We start from the raw sequence: 25,426 nt of genomic DNA, 5'->3' as shown, positions 1-25,426 counted from the left end.
GCTTATTTATCTTTTTGAAGAGCACTTAATTCATTTACTTTAGTCAATCCAGCCTAGTCAGTTCATTCTAATCAATTTTCTCGGTAACCCGCTCAACCCTTACCGAGCAGACCTTATATTCTGGGATAAAAGCGACAGGATCGAGTGCATTGATGGTGAGTTTATTCGCCGCAGCTTCCACAAAGTGGAAGGGCAGGAATAGTACGCCAGCTTGGGCTCTTTTCGTCACAAAGGCGTCGATTTCAATTTCGCCGCGACGGGTAGTAAGTTTGATTTTATCGCCATTGCCTATGCCGAGTTGCTCGGCGTCATAGACTGAAATCATTACCTTAGGCGAGCCGAGTAAGTCGAGTCCGGCCGTTTTACGGGTTAAGGTGCCAGTGTGGAACTGTTCCAGTAAACGTCCGGTCGAGAGGGTGAGCGGGTACTCACTGCAGGGCATTTCTGCGGGTAAGCGATAACTCACTGGCGTGAACTTACCTAAGCCGCGGGTGAATTGCCCTTGGTGCATAATGGGAGTACCAGGATGAGCTTCATCTGGGCAAGGCCATTGAATACCTTGGGGAATTTTACCGTCAACTCCAGTGCTTAATCGCTGCCAAGTAATGCCGCGATATTGTGGTGTCAGCTCATTGATTTCCTGCCAAATCGCTTCTTCATTAGGGTAATCCCAAGCGGCACCCATCGCATTGGCAATGGCTTGGACAATTTGCCAATCGGGCAGGGCTTCACCTGGCGGTAGCAGGGCTTGTTCGAGTCGCTGCACTCGTCGTTCAGTATTGGTGAAATGACCGCGTTTTTCGACAAAGGCTGCGGCGGGCAGAACCACGTCGGCAAGCTCGGCGGTTTCGGTGAGAAAGATATCCTGCACCACTAAAAAGTCGATTGCATTAAGCGCCCTAAGCACATGGGCTTGATCTGGGTCGCTTAATACGGGGTTTTCGCCCATTACATATAAAGCCTTGATTTTCCCTTTGGAAATATCATGCATCATATGGGTTGCGGTCACGCCAATTTCTCCCGATAACGGCGTTTGCCAATGTGCCTCGAAACGCATTCTTGCATGAATGTCAGTGACTTTTTGGTAACCACTGAAGAAGTTAGGCAGTGCGCCCATGTCACAGGCACCTTGCACATTACTTTGTCCCCGTAGTGGGTTAATCCCCGCTCCTTCAACCCCAATATTGCCGCACAGAAGTTGTAGATTAGATATGGCGGTAACATTGTCGTGTCCCGTCGTGTGCTGGGTAATGCCCATGGCATAGTAGACTGCGGTTTTGTCGGCAGTGCCTATGGTGCGTGCGATGCGGGCGATATCTTCGGCTTTAACGCCTGTTATCAAGGCTGCATTTTCTAGGCTGTAATCTACTTTTTTGAGTTCAGCATAGAGAGCATCCACGCCTTCGGTGCGTGCGGCAATGTAGCTTTTATCCTGCCAGTCATTACGGATGATTTCCGCCATAATTGCATTGAGTAGCATGACGTCTGTGCCGGGTCTGTGGGCGACATAAAGCTGTGCACTGTCGGCAATGGAGACACGTTTAGGGTCGGCCACCATTAGTCTCGCGCCATGCAAAGCCACGGCTTGCTTAATTTTCGAGGCGATGATCGGGTGAGCACTGCTGGTGTCTGAGCCTATGATAAAAATCACATCCGATGCTTGAATGCTCGGAATGTCATTGGTCATGGCACCACTGCCGATACTTTGCTGTAGCCCAGTGACTGTGGATGAATGGCACAGACGGGCACAATGGTCGATGTTATTGGTACCGAGTATGCTTCTAACAAATTTTTGCAGGAGGAAGTTTTCTTCATTGGTGGCTTTTGCCGAGGCCAAGCTTGCCAGTGCATTGCTGCCATGTTGCTGTTTTATTTGCTGTAAATGTTCGGCCACATAGGCGATGGCTTCAGGCCAACTACTTGGCGTGAGCTGGCCATTTTTACGAATGAGTGGCGTGGTGAGGCGTTTTTCACTGTGAATAAAATCGAAACCAAACCGGCCTTTCACACATAACATGCCTTGGTTTACCACAGACTCTTTATTGCCCTCAATATGACGGATCTGATTCGTGCTGGTATCGATTTTAAGGTCAAGCCGACAGCCTACGCCGCAATAGGTACAAATCGTTGAGGCGGTTTTGAGTGGCGTTTCATTGCCTTGGCGTTTATCCCGCGCATCGACGAGTGCGCCCGTTGGGCAAACCTGCACACAGTTGCCGCATTGCACACATTTGCTATCGGCCATGCTGGCGCTAAAGCCGACTCTCGGTGCGCGGCGCGTGGCGGTTTCGCTTATATCTTGCGGCAGTGCTTGATAGGAATCATGGGCAAATTGAATCGCACAATGGCCACTCTGCAACTGGCACACATCGACGCACTTACCGCAGCTAATACAACGATTTGCATCAAATTGAATGAACGGACTCGATTTATCGACCGAAAACTTGCGCGCGCTTTGAGTGCTGAGTGACTTAGGTTCGACATGGTAGTCGGTCGCATAGTCCCTTAATTTACAATCAGTATTGGCTTGGCAGGCGCATTCGAGGCAGCGCGCAGCTTCTTGCATGGCGGCATCGGGAGCAAAGCCTAGCTCGACTTCGCCGTAATTGAGTAAACGTTGCACCGCGTTCAATTCGGGCATGGTTAAACGGGGTTTACGTGCGACAGAGGGGTAGAGCTCGGTAGTTGGCAAACCTTGTTTTATTGTGTTGCCGATTGCTTTTGATGAATTAAATTCAGTAGCATGCAGCTCACAGCTTAGGCCTTGTTTGAGCAATTTATCTATGGCAATTGCGGCTTTATGGCCATCGCCTATCGCGGCGACTGCGGTAGCAGGGCCGCGGCGTGCATCCCCCACCACAAAGAGTTTTTCAACCCCTGATGACATAGTGTGCTCGCAGCCAATAAAGGTATTCCAGCGGCTGAGAGCGAGTTCACCATTGCTTAAGTGGCTCGCGGGATCTTGCATAAAACTCATGTCGGGAGTTTGTGATACTGCGGCTATCACAGTGTCGAAATCTTGAGTAAAGGTTTCACCGGTATCAACGGGAGCGCGTCTGCCAGAGGCATCGGCTTCGCCGAGTGCCATCTTAGCGAAGGTGACTGAATGGACTCTACCTTGCGCATCGCTATGGTTTTCAAGCGGATTGGTTAAAAAATGAAACTTCACCCCTTCGACTTCGGCCTCATGTACCTCGTAAGCTTCGGCGGGCATTTCGGCGCGGGTGCGACGGTAAATTAAGGTGACATCGCAGCCTTCACGCACTGCTGTGCGGGCGCAATCAATAGCGGTATTGCCACCGCCAATGACGGCGACTTTCTTACCTAAAACAAGAGTCTTTTCGAGACAATGATCTTTTAAGTAATCGACACCTAAGTGGCAACCCGCAAGTGTACTGCCGGGATAATCCATAGGCACAGCTTTTTGGGCGCCAATGGCGAGACAGACGGCATCAAAATCTTCAACTAATTGATTTAAATGTATCTCGTGACCGAGACGTGTTTCTGTGTGTATGGTTAAGCCATTGCGGCACAGGAGTGCGATCTCCTTGTCTAGTATCGCTTTAGGTAAACGATACTCAGGAATACCATAACGTAGCCAACCACCCGCCTGTGGCATAGATTCGAATATCTCAACGCTATGGCCTTGGTTTGATAAGTAATATCCGGCACTTAACCCTGCTGGACCCGCACCGATAATCGCGACTTTTTTGCCCGTGTCGGTTTGGCGTGGCGGGACATAACTCATGCCCCCATTTTCGCCATCAGCTAAGTCGAGATCGGCGGCGTGACGTTTTAATTGGCGTATGGCAATGGGCTCATCGACGAGTCCGCGGCGACATTGTGCTTCACAAAAAGCAGGGCAGACACGGCCAATGGAGAGTGGCAGCGGCAAAGTTTGTTTAATGACTTTAACGGCTTCAGTATGGTTGCCTTGGGCGATGTGATACAGGTAACTCTGCACATCGACGCCCGCAGGGCATGCTTGTTGGCAGGGGGCTTCGCAATCGGCAAAATGATCGCTCAAGATCTCAGTCAGCGCTTGTTTGCGTTTTTGACTTAATAATTCAGACTGAGTTATGACTCGCATGCCGACTGTGGCGGACGTTTCACAGGCGCGTACGCAGCGCAAACTGGCGTCGGAATTCTCAATCTGGACGACACACAAATTGCAGGCTTGCTTGTCTGCATGCTCGTGAACGCCTAATTGCTGCGAGGCTGCGCTGGGATCACATAAGCTGGGTATTGCTATGCCAGCAGCATGCGCCACTTGCAGTAGGTTATCGGTCGGATTAACCGACAACACTTGGTCATCAATTCGAAGTTCTATCATCCCATGGCCTTTTTATATGTAGGGTGCTTAGCTGCTATAGCGCGGGGCTGCAGGCTTAGGTTGTTTCGAGTATACCTAGACAGCTTTAGAAGACGCTTATGGGCGAGTGAAGTTTGCTGCAAAATTGCAGCTTGAATCACAAACCCGCCCAGATTGTGCGCTGGTGAATGTTTGTTCTAATTTAGTCGTGATGTGGTTGGCGTTATCAGGCCTTTTTAGTTGTGTTTCCTTTGATATTATGGGGATTTTTTAGGCAGGAGAGCGCTTGTGTGTCAGCCATTGGCCTCGCGCATAGCACTATCTTGGCTAAATTTAAGTAAGATCACAGTCTTAACTCATTGCTTTTTGTTAGTCTCGGCGTTAGTGCTGTGGTCTTTTAGCTTGGAAAATAATCCTTGTTATCCCATTTAATGAACAGTGCACCCCTAGGTTTACCAGTCTGGTTAGGTTAAAATGCGCGGTTGCAAATACTGTTAATCACCGCCCCTTTTAGTGGAAGATCAATTAAAGCGGCCAAATAAAGAAAGTTGAAAACTCATGTTTGAAGTTAATCCAGTAAAATTCAAAATTAAGGAGCTTGCCGAGCGCACGGAGCTTCTTAGGGGGTATCTTTGACTACGATGCCAAAAATGAGCGTCTAGAAGAAGTTACCCGTGAGCTTGAAAGTTCAGAAGTGTGGAACGACCCAGAGCGCGCCCAAGCCTTAGGCAAAGAGCGCGCTAGCCTAGAAGCTGTGGTCAAAACCATAGACGATATGGACTCAGGTCTTGAAGATGTTGAAGGCTTACTCGAGCTGGCTATTGAAGAGGAAGACGAAGATACCTTCAATGAAACCAGTAAAGAGCTGGATTATCTCGAAAGCCGCCTTGCCGATCTTGAATTCCGTCGTATGTTCTCCGGCCCGCAAGATGCGTCAAACTGTTATTTAGACATTCAGTCTGGTAGTGGTGGTACCGAAGCCCAAGATTGGGCCAACATGGTGCTGCGTATGTACCTACGTTGGGGCGAAGCCCATGGCTTTAGCCCTGAGTTGATGGAAGTGACCGATGGTGACGTGGCCGGTATTAAAGGCGCGACCATTAAGTTCACTGGCGAATATGCGTTTGGTTGGTTACGCACTGAGACTGGCGTGCACCGTTTAGTACGTAAGTCGCCATTCGATTCATCGGGTCGTCGTCATACGTCATTCTGCTCTGTGTTCGTTTATCCAGAAATCGATGACGATATCACGATTGATATCAACCCATCGGATCTGCGTATTGACACTTATCGTGCATCAGGCGCGGGTGGTCAGCACGTTAACAAAACGGAATCGGCGATTCGTATTACCCACTTACCGACGAATACCGTCGTGCAGTGCCAGAACGACCGTTCACAGCATAAAAATAAAGATGCTGCGATGAAGCAGCTGAAAGCAAAACTGTTTGAGTTAGAAATGCTCAAGCAAAATGCCGACAAACAGGCCGCAGAAGACGCTAAGTCTGATATCGGCTGGGGCAGTCAAATTCGCTCTTATGTATTAGACGATGCCCGCATTAAAGACTTACGCACAGGCGTTGAAACCCGCAATACTCAAGCGGTACTCGATGGCGATCTGGATAAGTTTATCGAAGCCAGTTTGAAATCTGGGCTGTAATTAATTCAAGGTATAGACGAGAAATAAGATGACTGAACAAGTAATTGATGAGAACAAACTGATCGCCGAGCGCCGTGCCAAGCTAGAAAGCATCCGCCCAAACTGTAGTGCTAATGCCCATCCAAATACCTTCCGTCGCACCCATAAAGCGGCTGAACTGCAAGCACAGTATGGTCAAAACACTAAAGAAGAACTCGAAGCCTTAGGTTTTAAGACCAGCATTGCTGGCCGCATCATGGCAAAACGTGGTCCTTTCTTAGTGATCCAAGACGTGTCTGGCCGTATTCAAGCCTATGCTGAAAAAAGCGTACAAGCTGATTTGAAAGAGCGTTTTCAAGGTCTGGATATCGGTGACATTATCGGTGTAACCGGTCAGCTGCATTTGTCTGGCAAAGGCGACTTATATGTCAACATGGAACAGTACGAGCTACTGACCAAGGCGCTGCGTCCATTGCCTGCTGACTATTATGGTCTAGCCGATCAAGAAATGCGCTATCGTCAACGTTACGTGGATCTCATCGTTAACGAAGATTCGCGCAATGCCTTTATCATGCGTTCTAAAGTGGTTTCTGCAATTCGTAACTTCATGATCAAAAAAGAGTTCATGGAAGTTGAAACCCCTATGATGCATGTGATCCCAGGTGGTGCTTCGGCGCGTCCTTTTATCACTCATCACAACGCCTTAGACATGCCAATGTATCTGCGTATCGCGCCAGAATTATATCTGAAGCGTTTAGTGGTCGGTGGTTTTGAGCGTGTGTTCGAAATCAACCGTAACTTCCGTAACGAAGGTCTGTCGCCACGTCATAACCCAGAATTCACTATGATGGAATTCTATATGGCTTATGCAGACTACAAAGATCTGATGGACCTCACCGAAGAAATGCTCAGCTCGATTGCTATCGAACTGCTTGGCAGTGCGCAAATGCCATACGGTGAGCACACAGTCGATTTCGGCGGCCCATACGCACGTTTAAGCATGTTAGAAGCGATTCAGAAGTACAATCCTGATAACGCCACTATCCAAGCTATGACCTATGAGCAAGTGAAAGATGTTGAATTCATGCGCGATTTAGCGAAAAGCTTAGGCATGAAGATTGAGAAGTTCTGGACTTGTGGTCAGCTGCTTGAAGAAATCTTCGGTGAAACTGCTGAATGGCAATTGATGCAACCAACGTTCATCACTGGCTACCCAGCGGATATTTCACCATTGGCACGTCGTAACGATGACAACCATTTCATCACTGACCGTTTCGAATTCTTCATCGGTGGCCGCGAAGTGGCTAACGGCTTTAGCGAGCTGAACGATGCTGAAGATCAAGACAACCGCTTTAAAGCACAGGTTGACGCGAAAGATGCAGGTGACGATGAAGCTATGTTCTACGATGCAGACTATATCACTGCACTGGAACACGGTTTGCCACCAACGGCAGGCCAAGGTATCGGTATCGACCGTTTAGTGATGTTGTTCACTAACACTCATACTATCCGTGACGTGATCCTGTTCCCTGCCATGCGCCCACAGGCGTAATGCAGTCGAACAAGGTATTTCGGTTAGTCATATTATCGATGATGAATGAGTGGGAATTGGCTAAACAGTAAAAGGTTTACTCATTAGCTGACAATCATAGTGATAAAATGCACCATAAAAACCAGCCATTTGGCTGGTTTTTTGTTTTCTAGAACTTTTTAAAAGGCGTGATTATTAAAGATGCAACTGGATAAGCTATATTATTACAGCTGAATTTTTATAAAAGCACAAATTAGCTATAAACTATTTGGCAAGTTTACATTCTTTAACATTCTTCATGCCTTCACCGTCAGTTACTGACTGCAACCCCGCACCACCAACAAAAACACCTATTTTTATATATTGCTCGATAAAGTAGTTTTTACCACCTTCTGTCGATAGTTTTAAATTATTTTCACTGAATTCTGATTCGGTAGAAAGTGTTTGCTCACCTGGTTCTACTTCCTTGTAGAAGTAGACTTTATTAGCAGATTCGCCAATCATCTCACCATTAATATAGATATTTTTCTTTAGAGCCTGACCCGCAAAACTATTGCGGTATATATAAATCCCTGTTTTATTGTCAGCTGGCTTCTGGAATGTCTTAAGCTTTGCATCTTCCTCTTGTGAAGCCATTGGTACTGTGGCACAACCTGAGAGTAGAAGGAAAATGGCCAGCATAGGCGTTAGAAGTTTTTTTAACATGATTTGTCCTTAAATAAGTGTCTTATTTTGATTGTGAAAATACAAGATTTTGTTATTTAGATAAATTTATCTTGATTTATAACGCTTTAGTTTATTGAGCTTTTAAAGTTTTTAAATGTGTTATCTCCTTTGGGATCGTTTGAACATTCAACATGAACGCTATAACATTGGCAGAATGTATGGAATGTCATGTTGGTAAAGTCAGCTATTATCATTTTTGCGCAAGAGCACTCGGCCAAAAATAAGTTATTATAAAGTCATTAAGAGGCAGATTAATGGTGTTTTTATTTTTGCTAAATATAACTTAAGTTTTATTGGTTTACTAATGATTTATTTTAAATTTTGTGATGTCAAATAGTAGTTTTTTGTTTGCTGTTATTTTAAAGGCTAGTGAGTATTTTATTTTTGATCTTTGATTTTTTCTTGCAGTTTTACGGTTTTTATAAATTGTAAAATGATTAAGTAATAAGTCGCTAGCGCTTAAGGTAGTTTTGTTTATGTTGCTGATTAACTAAATTAGACTCTATTGAAATATGAAGTTATAGAATGGATTAGGTTTATTACTTGGGTAGGGGTTAAGTGGTCTGATATTTAGCTCAATTTATAAAGAAGTTTTAAATCAGCAATGATTTAAGTATTCTACTTAAGGTTACTTGTATGTCCATGGTTAACTTAGTAGGTGTTGACTGACTAGCTTAGTACTACTAAATCGTGGAATGGAATAAGGACGATGAGAGGAACTCAGTTTTAGTATGATAAGTACTGTTGTAGACAAATTGAATACTTCATAGGGATTATTTTTAAACGCGTTTGTTCATCTATACCCACTCGTACGGCTGTTTCAGATAATCAACCCGACATTAGTCTAATAGTGTGTTGCTTGACCTCAGTCACTAACTCAATGAAACTCTCAATTAAATCACCTCCTACTAAAGTATGGATAATTAAATAATGTTAATTTTCTTTATTTGTATCGCACTCTTAGTGCTTGCATACAAGTTCTATAGTCCCTTTGTTGAGCGGCAAGCGGGTATCGATCCTAAAGCGATAACACCACAGGCGAGATTCGAAGATGGCGTCGATTACGTTCCGGTTCATCCGGCTAAAGCGTTTCTGATCCAGTTCCTCAATGTCGCGGGTGTGGGGCCGATATTTGGCCCGATCCTCGGTGCACTTTACGGCCCAATAGCCTTAGTGTGGATTGTACTGGGGAATATTATTGGCGGCGCAGTACATGATTATTTTTCTGGCGTGCTCAGCATAAAAGAAGACGGTAAGAGTCTGCCAGAGATTGCGGGCCACTACTTTAATATTTACTTTAAAGGCGTGATGTTGCTGTTTACCGCTATGCTGCTGTTTTTTGTGGGCGTGGTCTTCATCATGAGCCCCGCAGGTTTGCTGAGTAATCTCGATTATTTTAAAGACACCATCTTTGGCAATAATACCTTCTGGGTGTTAGTGATTTTAGTCTATTACTTTTTAGCGACTATGCTGCCGATTGATAAAATCATCACTAAATTATATCCCGCATTTGGTTTGTTGATGATAGTCATGACAGTTTCTATCGCTGTTGCTCTAATGATCAATGCGCCGCAGTTACCTGAAATGGGTGATGTGTTTGCCTATTTCGACCACAGCCATTACAACAATGAGTTACTCGAACCAAACCCAGATGGACTACCTGTTTGGCCACTGTTATTTGTGACTATTACCTGTGGTGCGATTAGCGGTTTCCATTCAACTCAAGCGCCCATCATGGCTCGTTGCTTGACGAATGAGAAGTATGTTCGCCCTGTATATTATGGCGCTATGGTTGCTGAAGGTATCGTTGCTTGTGTATGGGCAACGGCGGGTATTGCAGCTTTCCCTGGCGGTTATGTTGAGCTTAAGAGTTTGCTCGACCAAGGTGGCCCAGGTTTAGTGGTTAACCAAGTGGCAACTACGTATTTAGGTGTTGCGGGCGGTATTATGGCGATTGTGGCCGTGGCTATCTTCCCTATCACCTCTGGCGATACCGCATTTCGTTCGCTGCGTTTGACTATTATCGATGCCTTCCATATTCCGCAAAGTATGCGTAATCGTTTATTGGTTGCTGTGCCTATTCTGACCATTGCGTATTTTATGACGAAGATCGATTTCTCTTTGATTTGGCGTTACTTTGCTTTCTCAAATATGCTGCTATCAACCAGTGTATTGTGGTTAGCAACTAAGTACTTGTTCGATCGCGGGACCTTCCATTGGATTGTTAGCTTACCAGCGATTGGCGGCACCAGCGTTACTGTGTCTTATATTATGACTGCGGGTATTGGCTTAGGCTTACCGCAACCTTTGAGCCAGCCAGTGGGTATTGCTGTCGGAGTTATCTGTTTAGTTGCGCTGATCATTGCGCACAATAGACGCAAACCTGTGGCAGAAGCTAAATAGTTAGTTATCCCATAGTTTTACCCAATAAAAAACAAGGGCTGCATTTTGCAGCCCTTGTTTTTTATGATTGGTATCATTCTACTATCCTTTAATAGCTTATTTTAGAAAGGGTAATTTTTGCTGAATATTTTTTAATGAGCGGATTCATCGCGTTTCATCTAGAGGTAAGGTAAGGTCGTTAGACTGGTTTTTATTTCTCTATTGAAACGATTAGTCTGTGGTAGAGAGCGTTAAGCAGTACAAACTTGCGGCAAAAGTCATTTAGATTTTATTTACTTGAATATTTTTTGCGAACAGAAGGAGAGCACGTTATGTCTGAGAACAAATGTCCTATGCACCATTCTGCTGGTGGCACCTCGAATCGAGATTGGTGGCCTAAACAGCTCCGGCTCGATATTCTGCACCAACACTCTTCCTTATCTAATCCTTTGGGTGATGACTTCAATTATACTGAAGCCTTTAAATCCCTCAATTTAGCTGCTGTAAAGCAAGATCTCCTCGCATTAATGACGGATTCACAGGACTGGTGGCCAGCAGATTTTGGCCACTATGGGCCGCTATTTATTCGTATGGCATGGCACAGTGCTGGCACCTATCGTACCGGTGATGGACGTGGAGGAGCGGGGAGCGGTAATCAACGTTTTGCACCGTTAAACAGCTGGCCAGATAACGTAAACCTCGATAAAGCACGCCGGCTCCTTTGGCCGATTAAACAAAAATATGGCAATAAAATCTCTTGGGCCGATTTGATGATCCTCACGGGGAATGTCGCGCTGGAATCTATGGGATTCAAAACCTTAGGTTTCGCTGGTGGGCGAGTCGATATTTGGGAACCCGAAGCTGATATTTACTGGGGCGCGGAAAATAAATGGTTAGACGATAAGCGTTACTCGGGAGAGCGAGACCTTGAAGATCCCCTCGCCGCAGTCCAAATGGGGTTGATTTATGTTAACCCTGAGGGACCCAATGGCGACCCAGATCCTTTCGCTGCCGCCGTAGATATCCGCGAAACCTTTGCCCGTATGGCGATGAATGATGAAGAAACCGTAGCCTTGATTGCTGGTGGTCATACTTTTGGTAAAACCCATGGTGCAGGTGACGCAGCATTAGTCGGACCTGAGCCAGAAGCCGCAGGTATTGAGCAGCAAGGCCTAGGCTGGCAGAGTCGCTATAAAAGCGGTAAAGGTGGCGATACTATTTCCAGTGGCCTCGAAGTGACTTGGACCTCAACACCAACCCAATGGAGTAACAATTTTTTTGAAAATCTATTCGGATATGAATGGGAACTGACTAAGAGCCCTGCGGGTGCCCATCAGTGGATACCTAAAAATGGCGCGGGTAAAGGGGTGATCCCCGATGCGCATGATGCCTCAAAACGTCATGTACCAACCATGTTGACTACTGACCTTGCACTGATCTTCGATCCTGATTACGAGAAAATATCACGTCGATTCTTTGAAAATCCCGATGAGTTTGCCGATGTATTTGCAAAAGCTTGGTACAAGCTGACACACAGAGATATGGGGCCATGCACGCGCTATTTGGGTCCTGAAGTGCCTGCAGAAACGTTTCTTTGGCAAGATCCCATTCCAGCGGTTGATCATCCCCTGGTTAATGAGCAGGATGTCACGGATCTTAAACTGAAGATTATTGGTTCTGGATTAACGATTTCAGAAGTCGTTGCAACCGCTTGGGCCTCGGCGTCGACCTTCCGGGGTTCCGATATGCGCGGTGGTGCGAACGGTGCGCGAATTCGACTCGCGCCGCAAAAAGATTGGCCAGTGAATCAGCCTGAGCAACTTGCTAAGGTGCTCAAAGTGCTTGAGAGTATTCAGTCTGAGTTCAATCAAGGAGGTAAGACAATCTCCCTTGCTGACTTGATTGTGCTAGCAGGCTGTGTCGGTATTGATCAAGCGGCTAGAAATGCGGGGGGTGAAGTGACGATTCCATTTACGCCGGGTCGTATGGATGCCACGCAAGCACAAACTGATGTGGAATCTTTTGCGGTACTTGAACCTGTCGCAGATGGCTTTAGAAATTATCATCCCACTCCGTTTTCTGTTTCGGCGGAGGAGTTATTGGTCGATAGGGCACAATTGCTGACCTTAACTGCGCCGGAAATGACAGTGCTTATTGGCGGTCTGCGGGTGTTAGATACGAACTCTGATCAGTCAAAAACAGGTGTCTTGACTGCGCGTCCTGAGTTTTTGACCAATGACTTTTTTGTTAACTTGCTCGATATGGGGACGACGTGGAAACCCACTTCTAAAGCGGAGGATATGTTTGTGGGTGTTGATCGCGTCAGTGGCCAGCAAAAGTGGACTGCAAGTCGTGTTGATTTGATCTTTGGCTCTAATTCGCAGCTGCGTGCACTCGCAGAAGTGTACGCGAGCAGTGATGCACAGCTGCGATTTATCGATGATTTTATCGACGCTTGGACTAAGGTGATGAACTTAGATAGATTCGATCTTCGCTGAGCTTATATTTATTAGTCTTTTTAGTGGTATATGGATCCAATTTAGGCGCCGCTGGGGTTAATGCGGACCGAGCGTTTAAGTGGATTTTTAGTTAAATGATCGCCTAATCCAAAGTGGTTAAGCGGTCATTTTTATTCATGTGCTTTGACGCTCATCAATTTAGGTGGATTATGAATATTCAGCAAATGTCGGGTTTAGCCATTTTACAGGCAATGGCAAGGGGGGAATTACCCGCACCTTCTATCTCTCTCACTATGCCAATGTCGCTGGTTCAAGCCGACGAAGGAACGGTGACATTCCATGCGACTGCCGATGATAAGCACCTCAACCCATTGGGCGGCGTTCATGGTGGTTTTGCCGCGACTGTACTGGATTCGGTTACCGGTTGCGCCGTGCATACATTGCTTGAAGCGGGTGTTGGTTACGGCACTATCGATTTGAATATTAAAATGATTCGACCTGTGCCTAAACATCAAGTGTTAGTGGCTGAGGGCAAGGTGATCAATTTATCTAAGTCTTTAGGAATTTCGGAAGGTACGCTAAAAACACAGGATGGAAAACTGCTCGCCACTGCTACGGCGACTTGTATGATTTTAAGGCCATAAACCGATTTTGCGGGCTGGCGTATTATCTCTTCGAGTTAACATGCTGAGCAGATAATTAACCTATGCCGAACGTGCACTTTATCTTCAGGTATTAAGTCGACGGCCTTCTTGCTGGCAGTGAAGTTTTTATGGGCGTGAATTCAGTAAATAACGGAATTTTTTAATCATATTTTCATAAATAGGCCTCAAGATTGAAAATAGCTAGCATGCCATATTCCATTCGACAGAAAGTATGCTAGATTCTGGCGAATTGTTGCTGATCGCTGTATTGTTACCTCTGTCATCAACAGTTCTCCACAGGGCCATCGCTGCAATTGAGTCAGATTTGCAGGGAAGTGTCAGGAAGTTACACCAATTCAGAGTCTGCTTATGCAACCCAATTTATTTCCCGAACAAAGAAACGTTTATCAAGAATCGATGGCGACACAACCCTCGATTGAAGCCCAATCTTCCTCTCGTCGCGGCCGTTTGCAGCGTATGGTTGGCGGCGTATTGTTAACCTGTAGCGTATTGCTGAGTCTTTCAGCATGTGCGGCAGGTAAGCAGGCGTCACCACAAGAAGGTGAAGAGTTTAGTTACGCTTGGCTTAAGGGTTATGCCCGTACTATGGCTGCACAACCCTATGAGAGTCATAAAGGCGAATTACCTAAAAGCCTTCAGGGCATGAGTTGGGATGATTACCAACAATTCCACTTCAAGAAGAAAGCCGCACTATGGCGTGATCAAGATTCGGAGTTTCGTGCCGAACTGTTCCATCTTGGGCTGTTTTTTGATACCCCTATCCATATTTATGAGCTAAATGAGGGTAAGGCTAAGTTAATCGAATATTCACCTTCAATGTTCGATTACGGCAAGTCAAAGGTCAAAGGTAGTCAGTTGCCTAAGGATCTTGGTTTTGCGGGTTTCCGTATGCAATTTAATACCGATTGGCAGCGTGACATTGTTGCCTTCCTTGGCGCTAGTTATTTCCGCGCAGTGGGTCAAGAAATGCAGTACGGTTTGTCGGCTCGTGGCTTAGCGGTTGATACTGCACTGCCAAAACCCGAAGAGTTTCCAATGTTCACCAATTTCTGGTTAGAAAAACCTAAACCAGGATCGAATATCACCACTGTGTATGCCTTGTTAGATTCTCCGAGTGTCACGGGGGCTTATCGTTTTGATATCGAACCGGGTGAACGTTTAAAAATGAAGGTGGATGTGGCTGTTTATCCACGTAAAGCGATTGAACGTTTAGGCGTTGCGCCACTGACCAGTATGTTTATGGTGGGTGAGAATGATCGCCGCACCGGTTATGACTGGCGTCCAGAAATCCATGACACCGATGGTCTAGCCATGCACACGGGCAATGGTGAATGGATTTGGCGTCCGCTAGGTAACCCTGAAAACCTGCGATTCAATGCCTATAGCGATGAAAATCCAAAAGGTTTTGGTTTACTGCAACGTGATCGTAACTTCGATCATTATCAGGACGACGGCGTGTTTTATGATAAACGCCCAAGCCTATGGATTGAACCAACCAGCAGTTGGGGTAAAGGTTCAGTGCAGTTGGTTGAAATTCCAACACTGGATGAAACCTTTGATAACATAGTGGCTTTCTGGAATCCTGCTGAGCCGATTGTTCCTGGTCAAGAGCTGCTGTACAGCTACAACATGTACTGGGGTGGCATTCCACCGGTTCAATCACCCCGTGCTCGGGTTGTCGATACCTTCACCGGGATTGGCGGCGTAGTTGGCCAGAAACGCAAATACTACAGTAAGCGTTTTGTGGTTGATTTCGCGGGTGGAACTTTACCTATGATAGGTAAAGACACCCAAGTTAAAGCCGTGATCACAGCATCTGAAGGCAAAGTGGAAATTGAATCAGCCCGTCCTTTAGCCTCGATTAATGGTTACCGCGCTATGTTTGACGTAGTGCCACCCGGAGACGGTACTGAGCCGATTAACCTGAGAGTCTATTTGGAGGTTGATGGTCAGCCATTGTCTGAAACTTGGATGTATCAGTGGAATCCGCCTGCCAAGGATGATCGTGAATTGCACAATGCGGGTCATTTGCAATAAGCGATTTGTGAGTCATTAATCTAAAACGCCAGCTAACTTAGCTGGCGTTTTTGTTTTGGCTTAGCCCGCAGAATCCTGCAGCTTCAGGTTGTTTGGGTATATACGGCTTGATAGGTTAGGACTAGATTATCTAAAAAATGCCCCAGCAACTGATTCATCCTAGCCGTTGATTGCCCCAGTATGAACTCAGGGCTTTGAATATATGGCATTTTCTGTGTGCTAGAAAAAGCATTTTCTTGAGCAATTAATGGCGCTAATTGGCTACTGATAAATTCAAGATGGCATTGAAATCCAAAAACTAAATGTGTGTAACGTACAATTTGCCGCGGGCAAGCTTCACTTGTGGCGAGCACTTCGCAATCGGGAGTGAGGCCAGGCATATCGTTATGCCAGTGGCCAACCACTTCAGTTGTCGAAAATGTCGTAAGGTTAACATCACTTTTTCCTGCCGCAGTCAGTTCAATGGGGAAGTAACCAATCTCGGTATGCGGGCTCTTTTGATAACGGGCACCTAATGCCTCTCCTATTAACTGTGCCCCAAGACAAACCCCCACAACGGCTTTATTTTTTTGGATAGCTTGTCTGATAAACCTTTGTTCTGCTTGGCTATCAAAATATGGACAATCGTTTTGGCATGTCGCGGGAGACTGAGGGCCACCGAGGATAATTAAAAGATCAAAACCATTACTATTGTCGGGTAAAGCTTCATCTAGATAGATTCTGCTAAAGCTCATACTGTAGTTTTTGCTTGCAGCCCAATCGCTAAAATAGCCTGGACCTTCATAGCTTTCATGGATAATGCAATGAATGCGCATCGAGTTTTCCTGTGTCTTTTATGGGATAACGCTATGCTACAATCCTTTTTATTTGGCTGAATAACGTTATATGGACAAGTAATGATGCTAAGTCGCCAACTCGATTCGATTAACGCCATTATTGAGCAAGCGCCTAATATGCCTTCTTTTGTCAAAACGATTGAGATGCAGAAGGGTTATGTGGATGTTTTACACCAGCACTGTTGGCATCAGCTTATTTTTCCGCTTCAAGGCCTGTTACAGACAGAGGCAAATGAGGCACTTTTTTTGGTCCCCCATACCACTGCGCTTTTTGTGCCTGCAGGTGTCATGCATGAGTCTGTTGCGATTACAGATACTTGCTTTATTGGTGTCTATTTGAATCCTATGTATGGTCGAGATTATGGTGCCATGGTTAAGCCCGTCGCTATGAGTGCTTTTATAAGGGAGTTAGTGTTAACGCTCAGAAAACAATGTGCTTTTAATACCCCAACGAATGTTGAACCAATGGTTCAGGCGCCAATACTGCGTTTGCTTGAGGTGTTATATGATCAAATTAATAGTGCCGGGGGGCAGACTTTTAAGTTACTGATACCGCAAGATAGGCGCCTAAAATTGATTTTTGAGCATTTAACCCAAACGCCAGCTTTAGATTTCTCTTTAGTGAAATGGGGTGAGATGGTTGGGGCATCGGAACGAACATTGTCGAGGCTATTTGTGAGGGAGTTTGGTTCTTCATTCGTATTATGGCGTCAACATTTACGGCTGATCTATTCGCTGTCGTTATTGGCCACTGACCTATCAATACAGAATGTGGCCCACCAAATTGGTTATCAAAATGATTCATCCTATATCAAAGCCTTCAAGGAGCGTTTTGGGATGACGCCACAGCGATTTCGGTTAGGCGATCATGGGATATAACCCTGTTACGACGTATGGTCATGAACAACTATTTCTAGTTGGCTTATTTAATATTGAATCAATATATTGCACCTTTTTGCGGCACAAATATTCATTTGGCCGAATAAAATCAAGCCAGTTGTAATTGCAAGCATGCTACTGAGTTATTGGGGGCTAATTCACTTTTTGACAATCTAAACAATTTTTCACTGTAAAAGACCCCAAACTTGGGCGTAACCTGTGGGCGTTCTCGCCATGGGTAAGTATTTTATGTTTGAAATGTTCACAACGTTAGGCTTTGCGTGGTCGGTGGGTTTAGTCCTTGCCGTACTTTTTGTACTGGCATACGAATTTATTAATGGCTTCCACGACACGGCAAATGCGGTGGCGACGGTGATCTATACCAAGGCAATGCCGGCAAATCTGGCGGTCGTTACCTCCGCACTATTTAATTTTGCGGGTGTGCTGTTAGGGGGGTTAGGGGTGGCCTATGCGATAGTGCATTTATTACCTGTAGACTCCTTGCTCGGTATGGACTCAATCCAAGGCTTGCTGATGGTGTTTTCCCTGCTATTTTCGGCAATTATCTGGAACTTAGGTACTTGGTATTTTGGTATTCCGGCATCGAGCTCCCATACCTTGATTGGTTCGATAATGGGTGTGGGTGGCGCGTTCGCTTGGATAAATCATCAGCCTATCTTGCAGGGCATTAATGTCTCTAAAGCAACGCAGATCATGCTGTCCTTGATTATTTCGCCGACCTTAGGGTTTGTGATGGCAGGGATTTTTTTGCTCATCATGAAATACGTTTGGCAGAAACATAAAATTCACCGTACCCCCGATGAGCAGATGCAGATTAATGGTAAAAAACATCCTCCATTTTGGGCAAGGGCGAGTTTAATTATCTCCGCTATGGGGGTGAGTTTCGCCCATGGTTCTAACGATGGACAGAAGGGGATAGGTTTAGTGATGCTAGTGCTGATTTGTATGGCACCGGCTTATTTTGCCTTGGACATGGGCAGTCAACCCTATGATTTAGAAAGAACTCAAGATGCTAATCGTCGCATTATGGCGATTTATGACCGTAACCAAGCCGTTATCGCGGATGTTATCGACTTTAAAGCCTTAGTCAACGTTCCCGAATATATGCTGGCCCATTGCTCATCTGCCAATGTATTACCGGCGATGTCGTTGCTTGACCGTCGCTTAGCAAAAGTCTCAACTTACAAAGATATGGATGTAGAAGAGCGACGCGAGGTGCGACGTTTATTGTTGTGCATCGATGATACTGCTCGCCAAGTGGCTAAATTGGATCTTCCTGCTAAGGATTTGAGTTCATTGGCTAAATGGCGAAAAGATCTCACTAGAACTACTGAGTATGCGCCCATTTGGGTGATTATTGCCATTGCTACTGCGCTGGGTTGCGGCACGTTGGTGGGGTGGCGGCGGATTGTATATACCGTGGGGGAAAAAATTGGTTCATCGAGTATGACTTACAGCCAAGGCATTGCCGCGCAGGTCACCGCTGCCGTCTCTATTGGGATTGCCAGTATGACGGGGATGCCTGTATCGACGACTCATATTTTGTCTTCCGCTGTAGCGGGTACTATGGTGGCTAATCGTTCAGGGCTTCAGATCCAAACCATTAAGCAGATCATGCTTGCTTGGCTGCTGACACTACCTATTACTATGTTGCTCTCCGCGAGTGTGTTTATCCTTGCCAATGCACTTTGGGGTTAGCCAAGAATACTCAAGTTGAATGCTCACATAGCCAAGCCTTGAGGGCTTGGCTTTTCGGTTCAGTGCCGTTTCCCGCGATAATTACCTAAGCCATCTTGTTAGAGTTGAGCCTTCAACACCAACAAGGACATAAGATGGCTGAGCAATCTAGAATACTTTTCAAAGCACTACATCAACAATCAGAGCCGCTGATATTAACTAACGTTTGGGATGCCGCCAGTGCGGCCATCATCCAAGCATCGGGCGCCCGTGCGATTGCGACCAGTAGCGCGGCATTGGCTTGGTCGCTCGGTTATCCCGATGGCCAAGCGTTACCTAAAGTGGCTTTATTGGACGTAGTGAACAATATCCTACGGCTGAGCCGAGTGCCCGTGACGATAGATATTGAATCTGGTTATAGCCAAGATCCCGATGAGGTTGCTGCTTTTGTTGCGCAGCTCGCTAAGCTTGGCGTAGCAGGAATTAATATTGAGGATGGCAGTGCAAGTGTTGCTGAGATGGTGGCAAAAATTAAAGCTATTCGCGCCCATCCTCGTTGCCAAGGATTATTTATTAATGCGCGAACTGATGTGTATTTACTGGGTTTAGCCAGTGGTGAGGCCACTGTTGTTATGACTATCGATAGGTTAACTCAATATCAGGCTGCGGGTGCGGATGGTGGCTTTATCCCTGGCACGAATCAGGTCGAGACCGCTAAGCGCTTGTCTGCCGCTGTGGATATGCCACTGAATTTTATGCTATTGAATGAGCAGATGGATATCGGCGAGTTATTTGCCGCAGGTGTGCAGCGTTTTTCCACTGGCCCAGCTTCATTTTTACAGGCCTATAGCACTTTGCTTAATCCAATTTTGTTAAATTCAATTAAGGCAAAACCGTTTCAGCGAGAGTCAAATGATGTGGTTATTGCCGTTGATAATGATTCAATACCTAAAGCCATTTCCCTTGGTTTTGAGCAAATGAATAACTTATTTATCCCGAGTTAAAGCTGTTTTTCATCTATACCCAAGCTACCTGAAGATACGAGTTTCAGAGCGCCCAGGGTGCTTCAATTCAAGGCGCATTAATGACAGAATGTCGGCCACCTTTTGAATTGATGCAACACGGAAGTGGAGTGCCCTGGGCGCTCCGTCACGGCGGGTTTTAACGCACTTTATGCTGCGTTGGTTATTTTTAACTTAGCCCGCTAGGCCTGCAAATAACCGCAATCGCCATGGATGGCGTGAATGCCATTTATGCAGGAGCAATAAATGGCCTTGCCTAAAGTGCGTTAAATTCCCGCTGAATCCTGCATCTTCAGGTTGTTTGGGTATATACCCACGGCGAGTTTGCCGTGGGTTTCTTCTTACGTCCATTTTACTTAGCGTCCGTTTTACCAAGAAAGTCCCAGCTGCGTGCTTGTCTCCTCAGGTTTCTTATCAAGCAGGCATAGCTCGGCGAGTTGAATGTGCGCTGCAATTTGGCTGCGCAATTTTTGATAGAGACGGATGGCTAGTTCAGGCGCGGCTTCATTGTCGGGAGTATGAATAAATAGATAGGGCTCTCGACCTTCTGCGAGCCATTGCGGGAGTTGGGTCAGCCAATTAACAAAAAAGGCATCGTTATCCTTAGGTAAAGCAGTAACGCCTTGCTGTGCGAGTTGTGTTACGGCATCGTCTGGTTGGCCGATAAAACGCACCACTGGATTATTGGCGGTGGCAATCGCATGCACTGGCACTCGAGGTTTTTTCTTGTGAGCGTCGATAATTGCGACATTGCTTGGCGGCAGTGCAAACAAGGGCCTGCTGTCCATGATGATGCGATTCACTTTTTTATCGATGAGTAATCGATTAAGCGCACGCTCGGCATCTCCCTTAGCAAAAAACGCAGCATGCCTGACTTCGACGCCATAGGTTAACCCTTGGGGGATTTGATCTAGAAATTGCGCTAACGCAGGCAAGTTTTCTGGGCCGAAATGGGCGGGCAGTTGAATTTTCCAGATCCCTGTTTTATCGATTAATGGTGTCATTATCTGGAAAAAATCTTTCAATTCTTGGCCGCAGTGTTGCAATAATCTTTGGTGAGTGATGGTTTGCGGTAGTTTGAAGGTAAAACGAAAGCTCTCGGGCGTGGCACTGTGCCAATTCATTACCGTTTGCTGTGCAGGCGTTGCGTAGAAGCTGGTGTTCCCTTCGACAGTATTGAATATTGTCGCGTAACGGGCGAGTCGCTCCGCTTGTTTAGTTCCGTGACCATACACACTTTCTTGCCAATTCGAGTGCGACCACATGGCAAGCCCAAGGCGAAAATGGTTGGGTTGATGTAACGGAGAGCACAATCGGTCCAAAAATAAATTCCTTTAATGCGATTTGCGCGTACCAAAGCTGCGCCCTGATGTTGACCAACATTTTAGGGTATTGTGCCGATATCTGTCGTCCAGAGTCAAATAGTGCCACCGATGACCTTAAGTATTGTGTTTGATTTTGTTTGAATTTAACTCTGTAAAAGTCGGACTTAACTTAGCCAACTCTGGAATGACATTGAAAATTAACCTACTCTAATAGTGCGTTATTATTATTTTTATGCTTATGATCAAACTTAGGACTTAGCCAAAGACGGACGTTTATTGGAGAATTACGTGAATAATGATGGCTACACTTCCTTAAGCAATTTTATCGACCTTCTCTTGGATGCTATTTGTGTCGTCGATAAAGCGGGGAGGTTTGAATTTGTCAGTGCTGGGGCAGAACGTATTTTTGGCTATACCCCAGAAGAAATGATGGGTATGCAGATGCTAGATCTTGTCATTCCAGAGGATAGGGAACGCACTCTCGCAACGGCCAATGAAATTATGGCAGGTCGCTTTAAAGTCGATTTTGAAAACCGTTATGTGCGTAAAGATGGTGTTATCGTCGATATTCTTTGGTCTGCACGTTGGTCCGATGCTTATCAACAGCGTGTCGCAGTCGCTAGAGATATTTCTAAGAGCAAAAATGCCGAACGTAGACAAGCAGCCTTATATGAGATTTCAGAGGCTGTGCATGTCGCTGAGGACTTGCTAGCCCTATATCGTCGAATTCATGAAATTATTGCTAAATTATTGCCTGCAGCAAACTTTGCTATTGCATTGTACGATCAAGATTTAAATGAATTAAGTTTTCCTTATAAAGCCGCTACTGGCGAGGATTCACTTATCGATATTGCAAGTTTCAGTGTGTTCACTGACCAAGTGATCCGCAGTGCTGAGTCTTTACTCCTGTGCCCCGTGACCTTAACTGATTATCCCCAAGCGATTCGTGAAGATTTGGGTAATGGCTGTTTAAGTTGGCTGGGTGTGCCGCTGAAGCTACAGAAAGGCGTTATTGGCGCTTTGATTATGCATAGCTTGCCCACTTCGGCTTCATATACACACCAAGACCGTGAGTTATTGGAGTTTGTTTCTACGCAAATAGCCTTTGCGATTGAGCGTCGACAAATGCTCGCGCGATTAGAGCATATTGCACTTTATGATCAGTTAACCTTGTTACCCAATCGTGAGCTTTTTTACGATAGATTTCAAAAGGCGCTATCTCGAGCCCATAGGGAATCAAGTTATTTCTCTTTGCTTTATTTAGACTTAGATAAATTTAAGTGGGTTAACGATACTTTTGGTCATAGCGTGGGCGATTTATTACTGCAAGTGACAGCGCAGCGAATAGTCAGTTGTGTGAGGGGCTCAGATACCGTTGCGCGTTTTGGGGGGGATGAGTTTGTCATCTTACTTGAACGAGTCGATTCAGCACATAATACCCTGCTGGCCGCGCAAAAAATATTGCAAGTATTCGAGCAACCCTTCGAGCTTGCCGAACAGCAGATCCATATTCTGCCGAGTATCGGTATTGCTCTGTATCCAGAGCACGGTGAAAATGAGAAACAGCTTATTTCCTGTGCCGATGCCGCTATGTATAAAGCTAAAAAGAATGGCGGAAATCGAATTGAAATGGGTTATCAAGGATTAAGAAACTTACATGCTGAGCTTCGACCTGAGGCCAATATTCCTGAAAATAAAGCGATGAAGATCATTTAAGCTTGCTTTAGGTAAGCCATTGTAAGTCTATAAAGAAATAATATGTAAAGAAATGCCCGCAAATGTCACTGACACTTGCGGGCATTATTGTATGGAACTGTTGATGTAATCTTTATATAAAATAAGGCTTTTGATTACAGTTTGAAGCGATTAACTTCCTGCTGCAATGATGCGGCTAAATGGGCGAGCTCTTGAGCTTGGACCATAGACGTTTGTGCCTCAATCGAGAGATTCTCTGACACTTCACGAATCGACTCTGTATTACGGTTGATTTCGCTGGTGACTGAGGTTTGCTCCTCGGCTGCTGTGGCAATTTGGCTCGCCATATCTGAAATATCATTAATGGCTTTGCTGATTTGCAACAGACTTTCGCTGGCTGAATTAGCATCGGCCACACTGGTTTCTGCCATTTCATGACTTTGAGTCATAGACTTAACGGCTTTGCCTGCAGTTTGTTGTAGGGTTTCGATCATCGCTTGAATTTCTTGTGTCGATGAATGCGTACGTTGTGACAGTACACGCACCTCATCAGCAACTACAGCGAAGCCACGACCTTGTTCTCCTGCACGTGCCGCCTCAATGGCTGCATTGAGTGCAAGTAAGTTGGTTTGCTCTGCGATGCCGCTAATGGTCAACAAAATGCTGTTGATCTTTTGTGAGTGCTCGTTCAGTTCACCGATAATTCGCCCTGCAGTTTCGACTTCACTGGCTAAATTACGGATAGATTGCTGGCTTTGCATTACCTGTTTATGGCCATGGTTTGAAAGTCCGACCGCATTTTGAGCGGTCTGCGCTGTATGCTCAGCATTACTGGCAATTTCCTCGGTGGCGCTGGCCATTTCGGTCACCGCAGTGGCAACCATAGTCACTTCATCTTGCTGTACTTCAATGCGCTGACTGTTATCCGTTGCCGACGCACTACTTCCTTTGGCTTGATATTCCAATTGACCCGCAATCTTGTGCATGCGGGAAATCATACCGTGTAGACGTTCTACAAAGCGGTTAAAACCCGAAGCTAACATACCAATTTCATCGTGACTGTTGGCAGTATGAATGCGCACAGTGAGATCGCCATCGCCTTCGGCGATATCATTGAGTGCTTGGGCAACGCGTTCGAGATCTTTGAATTGGATTTTAAAGATGGCGATTAAAATCAAACCAAACAGCACCAATAGTGCAACACCTACGGCAGACATCCACCAAGCAAGATCGGTTGCCTGTGACATGATTTCTTGCTTATCCATCACGAAAATCAGTGCCCAGTCAGTTGAGGGTATTGCCGCAACATAGACTAACTTAGTGGCACCATCGAGGTTTCGCTCTTCCATCGTATTGGCATTAGTGCGCTGTGATAACCAGTTATTGCTAAAATTACTATCGATTTTAGTGAGTTGTTGAGTATTTAGCTGGCTATTGGGATGACTAATAATGAGCCCTGCATTATCGACCATCAGAGTGTAACCTTTACCAGGTACTTGGAGGCGCTGCACTGCATCTGTTAACTGATCTATGGTTAAGTTTGCAGCCGCTACGCCTATGAGCTGGCCTGAGCTCATCACAGGTTCAGCTATAGTTACGACTTGTTTTTTCAATGTGGCGCTGACGTAGGGCGCCGTCATGATCATTTTACCCGCCGTTTTAGCATCCATATACCAAGGGCGAACGCGGGGATCATAATTTGCGGTATTCAGCGACGGATCTTGGCGATACATGTTGCCTTGCTCGTCACCATAGTAGGTGAGGGCAAAGTCAACCGCAGTATGCGCTTGCAACAAATGAGGGGTAACGTTGGTACTAGGATTGGCTTCAATGGTTTGCTTTAGGCTAGTAATGGCCATTTTTCTGTCTTGTATCCACTGACCTATGCCGGATGAAAAAGTCTTCGCCAGTTGGTCAATTTCATGTTGGGTGTTTTCTAACGCATTATTTCTAATGAAATAACTAGAGATACTCACGAGTACAGCAATAGTGATCAGTACAGCGGAAAGACTGCTAAACAGCAGCCGCGTTTTGAGTGTCGATCGCATAATCTATATCCTTTATATTCCGTTAGCTCTCTAACGTTGTTTTAGTATAGCGGCAGTACGGGGCAAAACATTAAATCATTGAAGAATTATAGTAATAAATTTAGAAGTGACGCCCATAATTTATGAATTTAATAATTACATGATTTTTATATCAATAACGATTGCGTCAGCAGTT

15 protein-coding genes are annotated in these 25,426 nt (G+C 45.6%); 10 read left to right on the top strand and 5 right to left on the bottom strand.

The window, feature by feature from the left end:
- Positions 1 to 67 precede the first annotated feature (67 nt).
- A complete protein-coding gene (fdhF, locus tag ACHA99_RS02655) occupies positions 68 to 4,333 on the bottom strand; it encodes a formate dehydrogenase subunit alpha (protein ID WP_393940882.1) in 4,266 nt (1,421 codons plus the stop codon).
- A gap of 537 nt (positions 4,334 to 4,870) precedes the next feature.
- Between fdhF and prfB the strand changes: the two genes are divergently transcribed.
- Positions 4,871 to 5,969 (top strand): peptide chain release factor 2 gene (gene prfB, locus ACHA99_RS02650; protein WP_168824900.1). Its coding sequence is split into 2 segments (ribosomal slippage): positions 4,871 to 4,945 and positions 4,947 to 5,969, totalling 1,098 coding nucleotides; the frame shifts between segments, so codons are not numbered across the junction.
- A gap of 28 nt (positions 5,970 to 5,997) precedes the next feature.
- On the top strand, positions 5,998 to 7,500 hold the full coding sequence (gene lysS / locus ACHA99_RS02645; RefSeq protein WP_006080389.1) for a lysine--tRNA ligase: 1,503 nt from the start codon (positions 5,998 to 6,000) through the stop codon (positions 7,498 to 7,500).
- Positions 7,501 to 7,743: 243 nt separating this feature from the next.
- Here the strand turns inward: lysS and ACHA99_RS02640 are convergent, their stop codons facing one another.
- The gene (locus tag ACHA99_RS02640) at positions 7,744 to 8,184 is read right to left on the bottom strand and encodes a DUF2846 domain-containing protein (protein WP_105250059.1); all 441 of its coding nucleotides are present in this window, start codon (positions 8,182 to 8,184) and stop codon (positions 7,744 to 7,746) included.
- A gap of 951 nt (positions 8,185 to 9,135) precedes the next feature.
- Here ACHA99_RS02640 and ACHA99_RS02635 point away from each other — a divergent pair.
- The 4 genes from ACHA99_RS02635 to ACHA99_RS02620 all read left to right on the top strand — a co-directional run bounded on the left by ACHA99_RS02635 (position 9,136) and on the right by ACHA99_RS02620 (position 15,748).
- Entirely contained in the window at positions 9,136 to 10,608 is a 1,473-nt protein-coding gene (locus ACHA99_RS02635) for a carbon starvation protein A (protein WP_173497338.1), read from the top strand.
- Positions 10,609 to 10,919: 311 nt separating this feature from the next.
- Entirely contained in the window at positions 10,920 to 13,085 is a 2,166-nt protein-coding gene (katG, locus tag ACHA99_RS02630) for a catalase/peroxidase HPI (RefSeq protein ID WP_393940878.1), read from the top strand.
- A 170-nt stretch (positions 13,086 to 13,255) separates the two neighbouring features.
- Positions 13,256 to 13,690, top strand: a complete 435-nt coding sequence (locus tag ACHA99_RS02625) for a PaaI family thioesterase (RefSeq protein WP_028761608.1) — start codon at positions 13,256 to 13,258, stop codon at positions 13,688 to 13,690.
- A 369-nt stretch (positions 13,691 to 14,059) separates the two neighbouring features.
- Complete coding sequence (locus ACHA99_RS02620) at positions 14,060 to 15,748, top strand: glucan biosynthesis protein (protein WP_393940875.1); 1,689 nt, start codon at positions 14,060 to 14,062, stop codon at positions 15,746 to 15,748.
- Between the two features lie 83 nt (positions 15,749 to 15,831).
- Here the strand turns inward: ACHA99_RS02620 and ACHA99_RS02615 are convergent, their stop codons facing one another.
- Positions 15,832 to 16,563 carry a glutamine amidotransferase gene (locus ACHA99_RS02615; protein ID WP_131524678.1) on the bottom strand — a complete coding sequence of 244 codons (732 nt, stop codon included), beginning with the start codon at positions 16,561 to 16,563 and terminating at the stop codon, positions 15,832 to 15,834.
- Between the two features lie 84 nt (positions 16,564 to 16,647).
- On the opposite strand from ACHA99_RS02615, the gene ACHA99_RS02610 reads away from it, so the two are divergent.
- The 3 genes from ACHA99_RS02610 to ACHA99_RS02600 all read left to right on the top strand — a co-directional run bounded on the left by ACHA99_RS02610 (position 16,648) and on the right by ACHA99_RS02600 (position 20,165).
- A complete protein-coding gene (locus tag ACHA99_RS02610) occupies positions 16,648 to 17,463 on the top strand; it encodes a helix-turn-helix domain-containing protein (RefSeq protein ID WP_131524707.1) in 816 nt (271 codons plus the stop codon).
- 249 nt (positions 17,464 to 17,712) lie between these two features.
- Positions 17,713 to 19,182, top strand: coding sequence for an inorganic phosphate transporter (locus ACHA99_RS02605; RefSeq protein ID WP_105252986.1), 1,470 nt, complete (start codon positions 17,713 to 17,715; stop codon positions 19,180 to 19,182).
- A gap of 134 nt (positions 19,183 to 19,316) precedes the next feature.
- Positions 19,317 to 20,165: an isocitrate lyase/phosphoenolpyruvate mutase family protein gene (locus ACHA99_RS02600; RefSeq protein WP_393940873.1), complete on the top strand. Its 849-nt coding sequence runs from the start codon at positions 19,317 to 19,319 to the stop codon at positions 20,163 to 20,165.
- Between the two features lie 386 nt (positions 20,166 to 20,551).
- Here the strand turns inward: ACHA99_RS02600 and ACHA99_RS02595 are convergent, their stop codons facing one another.
- Positions 20,552 to 21,505, bottom strand: coding sequence for a DUF72 domain-containing protein (locus ACHA99_RS02595; protein ID WP_263163760.1), 954 nt, complete (start codon positions 21,503 to 21,505; stop codon positions 20,552 to 20,554).
- A 291-nt stretch (positions 21,506 to 21,796) separates the two neighbouring features.
- Here ACHA99_RS02595 and ACHA99_RS02590 point away from each other — a divergent pair, with 291 nt between their 5' ends.
- On the top strand, positions 21,797 to 23,224 hold the full coding sequence (locus ACHA99_RS02590; protein WP_393940870.1) for a diguanylate cyclase domain-containing protein: 1,428 nt from the start codon (positions 21,797 to 21,799) through the stop codon (positions 23,222 to 23,224).
- Positions 23,225 to 23,358: 134 nt separating this feature from the next.
- Here the strand turns inward: ACHA99_RS02590 and ACHA99_RS02585 are convergent, their stop codons facing one another.
- The gene (locus ACHA99_RS02585; RefSeq protein WP_105250050.1) at positions 23,359 to 25,251 is read right to left on the bottom strand and encodes a methyl-accepting chemotaxis protein; all 1,893 of its coding nucleotides are present in this window, start codon (positions 25,249 to 25,251) and stop codon (positions 23,359 to 23,361) included.
- Between the last annotated feature and the right edge of the window lie 175 nt (positions 25,252 to 25,426).

The organism is Shewanella sp. S23-S33 (genome assembly GCF_043359565.1).
Classification (GTDB): Bacteria; Pseudomonadota; Gammaproteobacteria; order Enterobacterales; family Shewanellaceae; genus Shewanella; species Shewanella oncorhynchi.
The sequence above is the reverse complement of the archived record's forward strand: the minus strand, read 5'-3'. Positions and strand labels throughout refer to the sequence as shown.

Excerpts from the sequence above, each read along its gene's own strand:
- fdhF (WP_393940882.1), bottom strand. The coding sequence starts at position 4,333 with ATGATAGAACTTCGAATTGATGACCAAGTGTTGTCGGTTAATCCGACC.
- lysS (WP_006080389.1), top strand. The coding sequence starts at position 5,998 with ATGACTGAACAAGTAATTGATGAGAACAAACTGATCGCCGAGCGCCGT.
- ACHA99_RS02640 (WP_105250059.1), bottom strand. The coding sequence starts at position 8,184 with ATGTTAAAAAAACTTCTAACGCCTATGCTGGCCATTTTCCTTCTACTC.
- ACHA99_RS02635 (WP_173497338.1), top strand. The coding sequence starts at position 9,136 with ATGTTAATTTTCTTTATTTGTATCGCACTCTTAGTGCTTGCATACAAG.
- katG (WP_393940878.1), top strand. The coding sequence starts at position 10,920 with ATGTCTGAGAACAAATGTCCTATGCACCATTCTGCTGGTGGCACCTCG.
- ACHA99_RS02625 (WP_028761608.1), top strand. The coding sequence starts at position 13,256 with ATGAATATTCAGCAAATGTCGGGTTTAGCCATTTTACAGGCAATGGCA.
- ACHA99_RS02620 (WP_393940875.1), top strand. The coding sequence starts at position 14,060 with ATGCAACCCAATTTATTTCCCGAACAAAGAAACGTTTATCAAGAATCG.
- ACHA99_RS02615 (WP_131524678.1), bottom strand. The coding sequence starts at position 16,563 with ATGCGCATTCATTGCATTATCCATGAAAGCTATGAAGGTCCAGGCTAT.
- ACHA99_RS02610 (WP_131524707.1), top strand. The coding sequence starts at position 16,648 with ATGCTAAGTCGCCAACTCGATTCGATTAACGCCATTATTGAGCAAGCG.
- ACHA99_RS02605 (WP_105252986.1), top strand. The coding sequence starts at position 17,713 with ATGTTTGAAATGTTCACAACGTTAGGCTTTGCGTGGTCGGTGGGTTTA.
- ACHA99_RS02600 (WP_393940873.1), top strand. The coding sequence starts at position 19,317 with ATGGCTGAGCAATCTAGAATACTTTTCAAAGCACTACATCAACAATCA.
- ACHA99_RS02585 (WP_105250050.1), bottom strand. The coding sequence starts at position 25,251 with ATGCGATCGACACTCAAAACGCGGCTGCTGTTTAGCAGTCTTTCCGCT.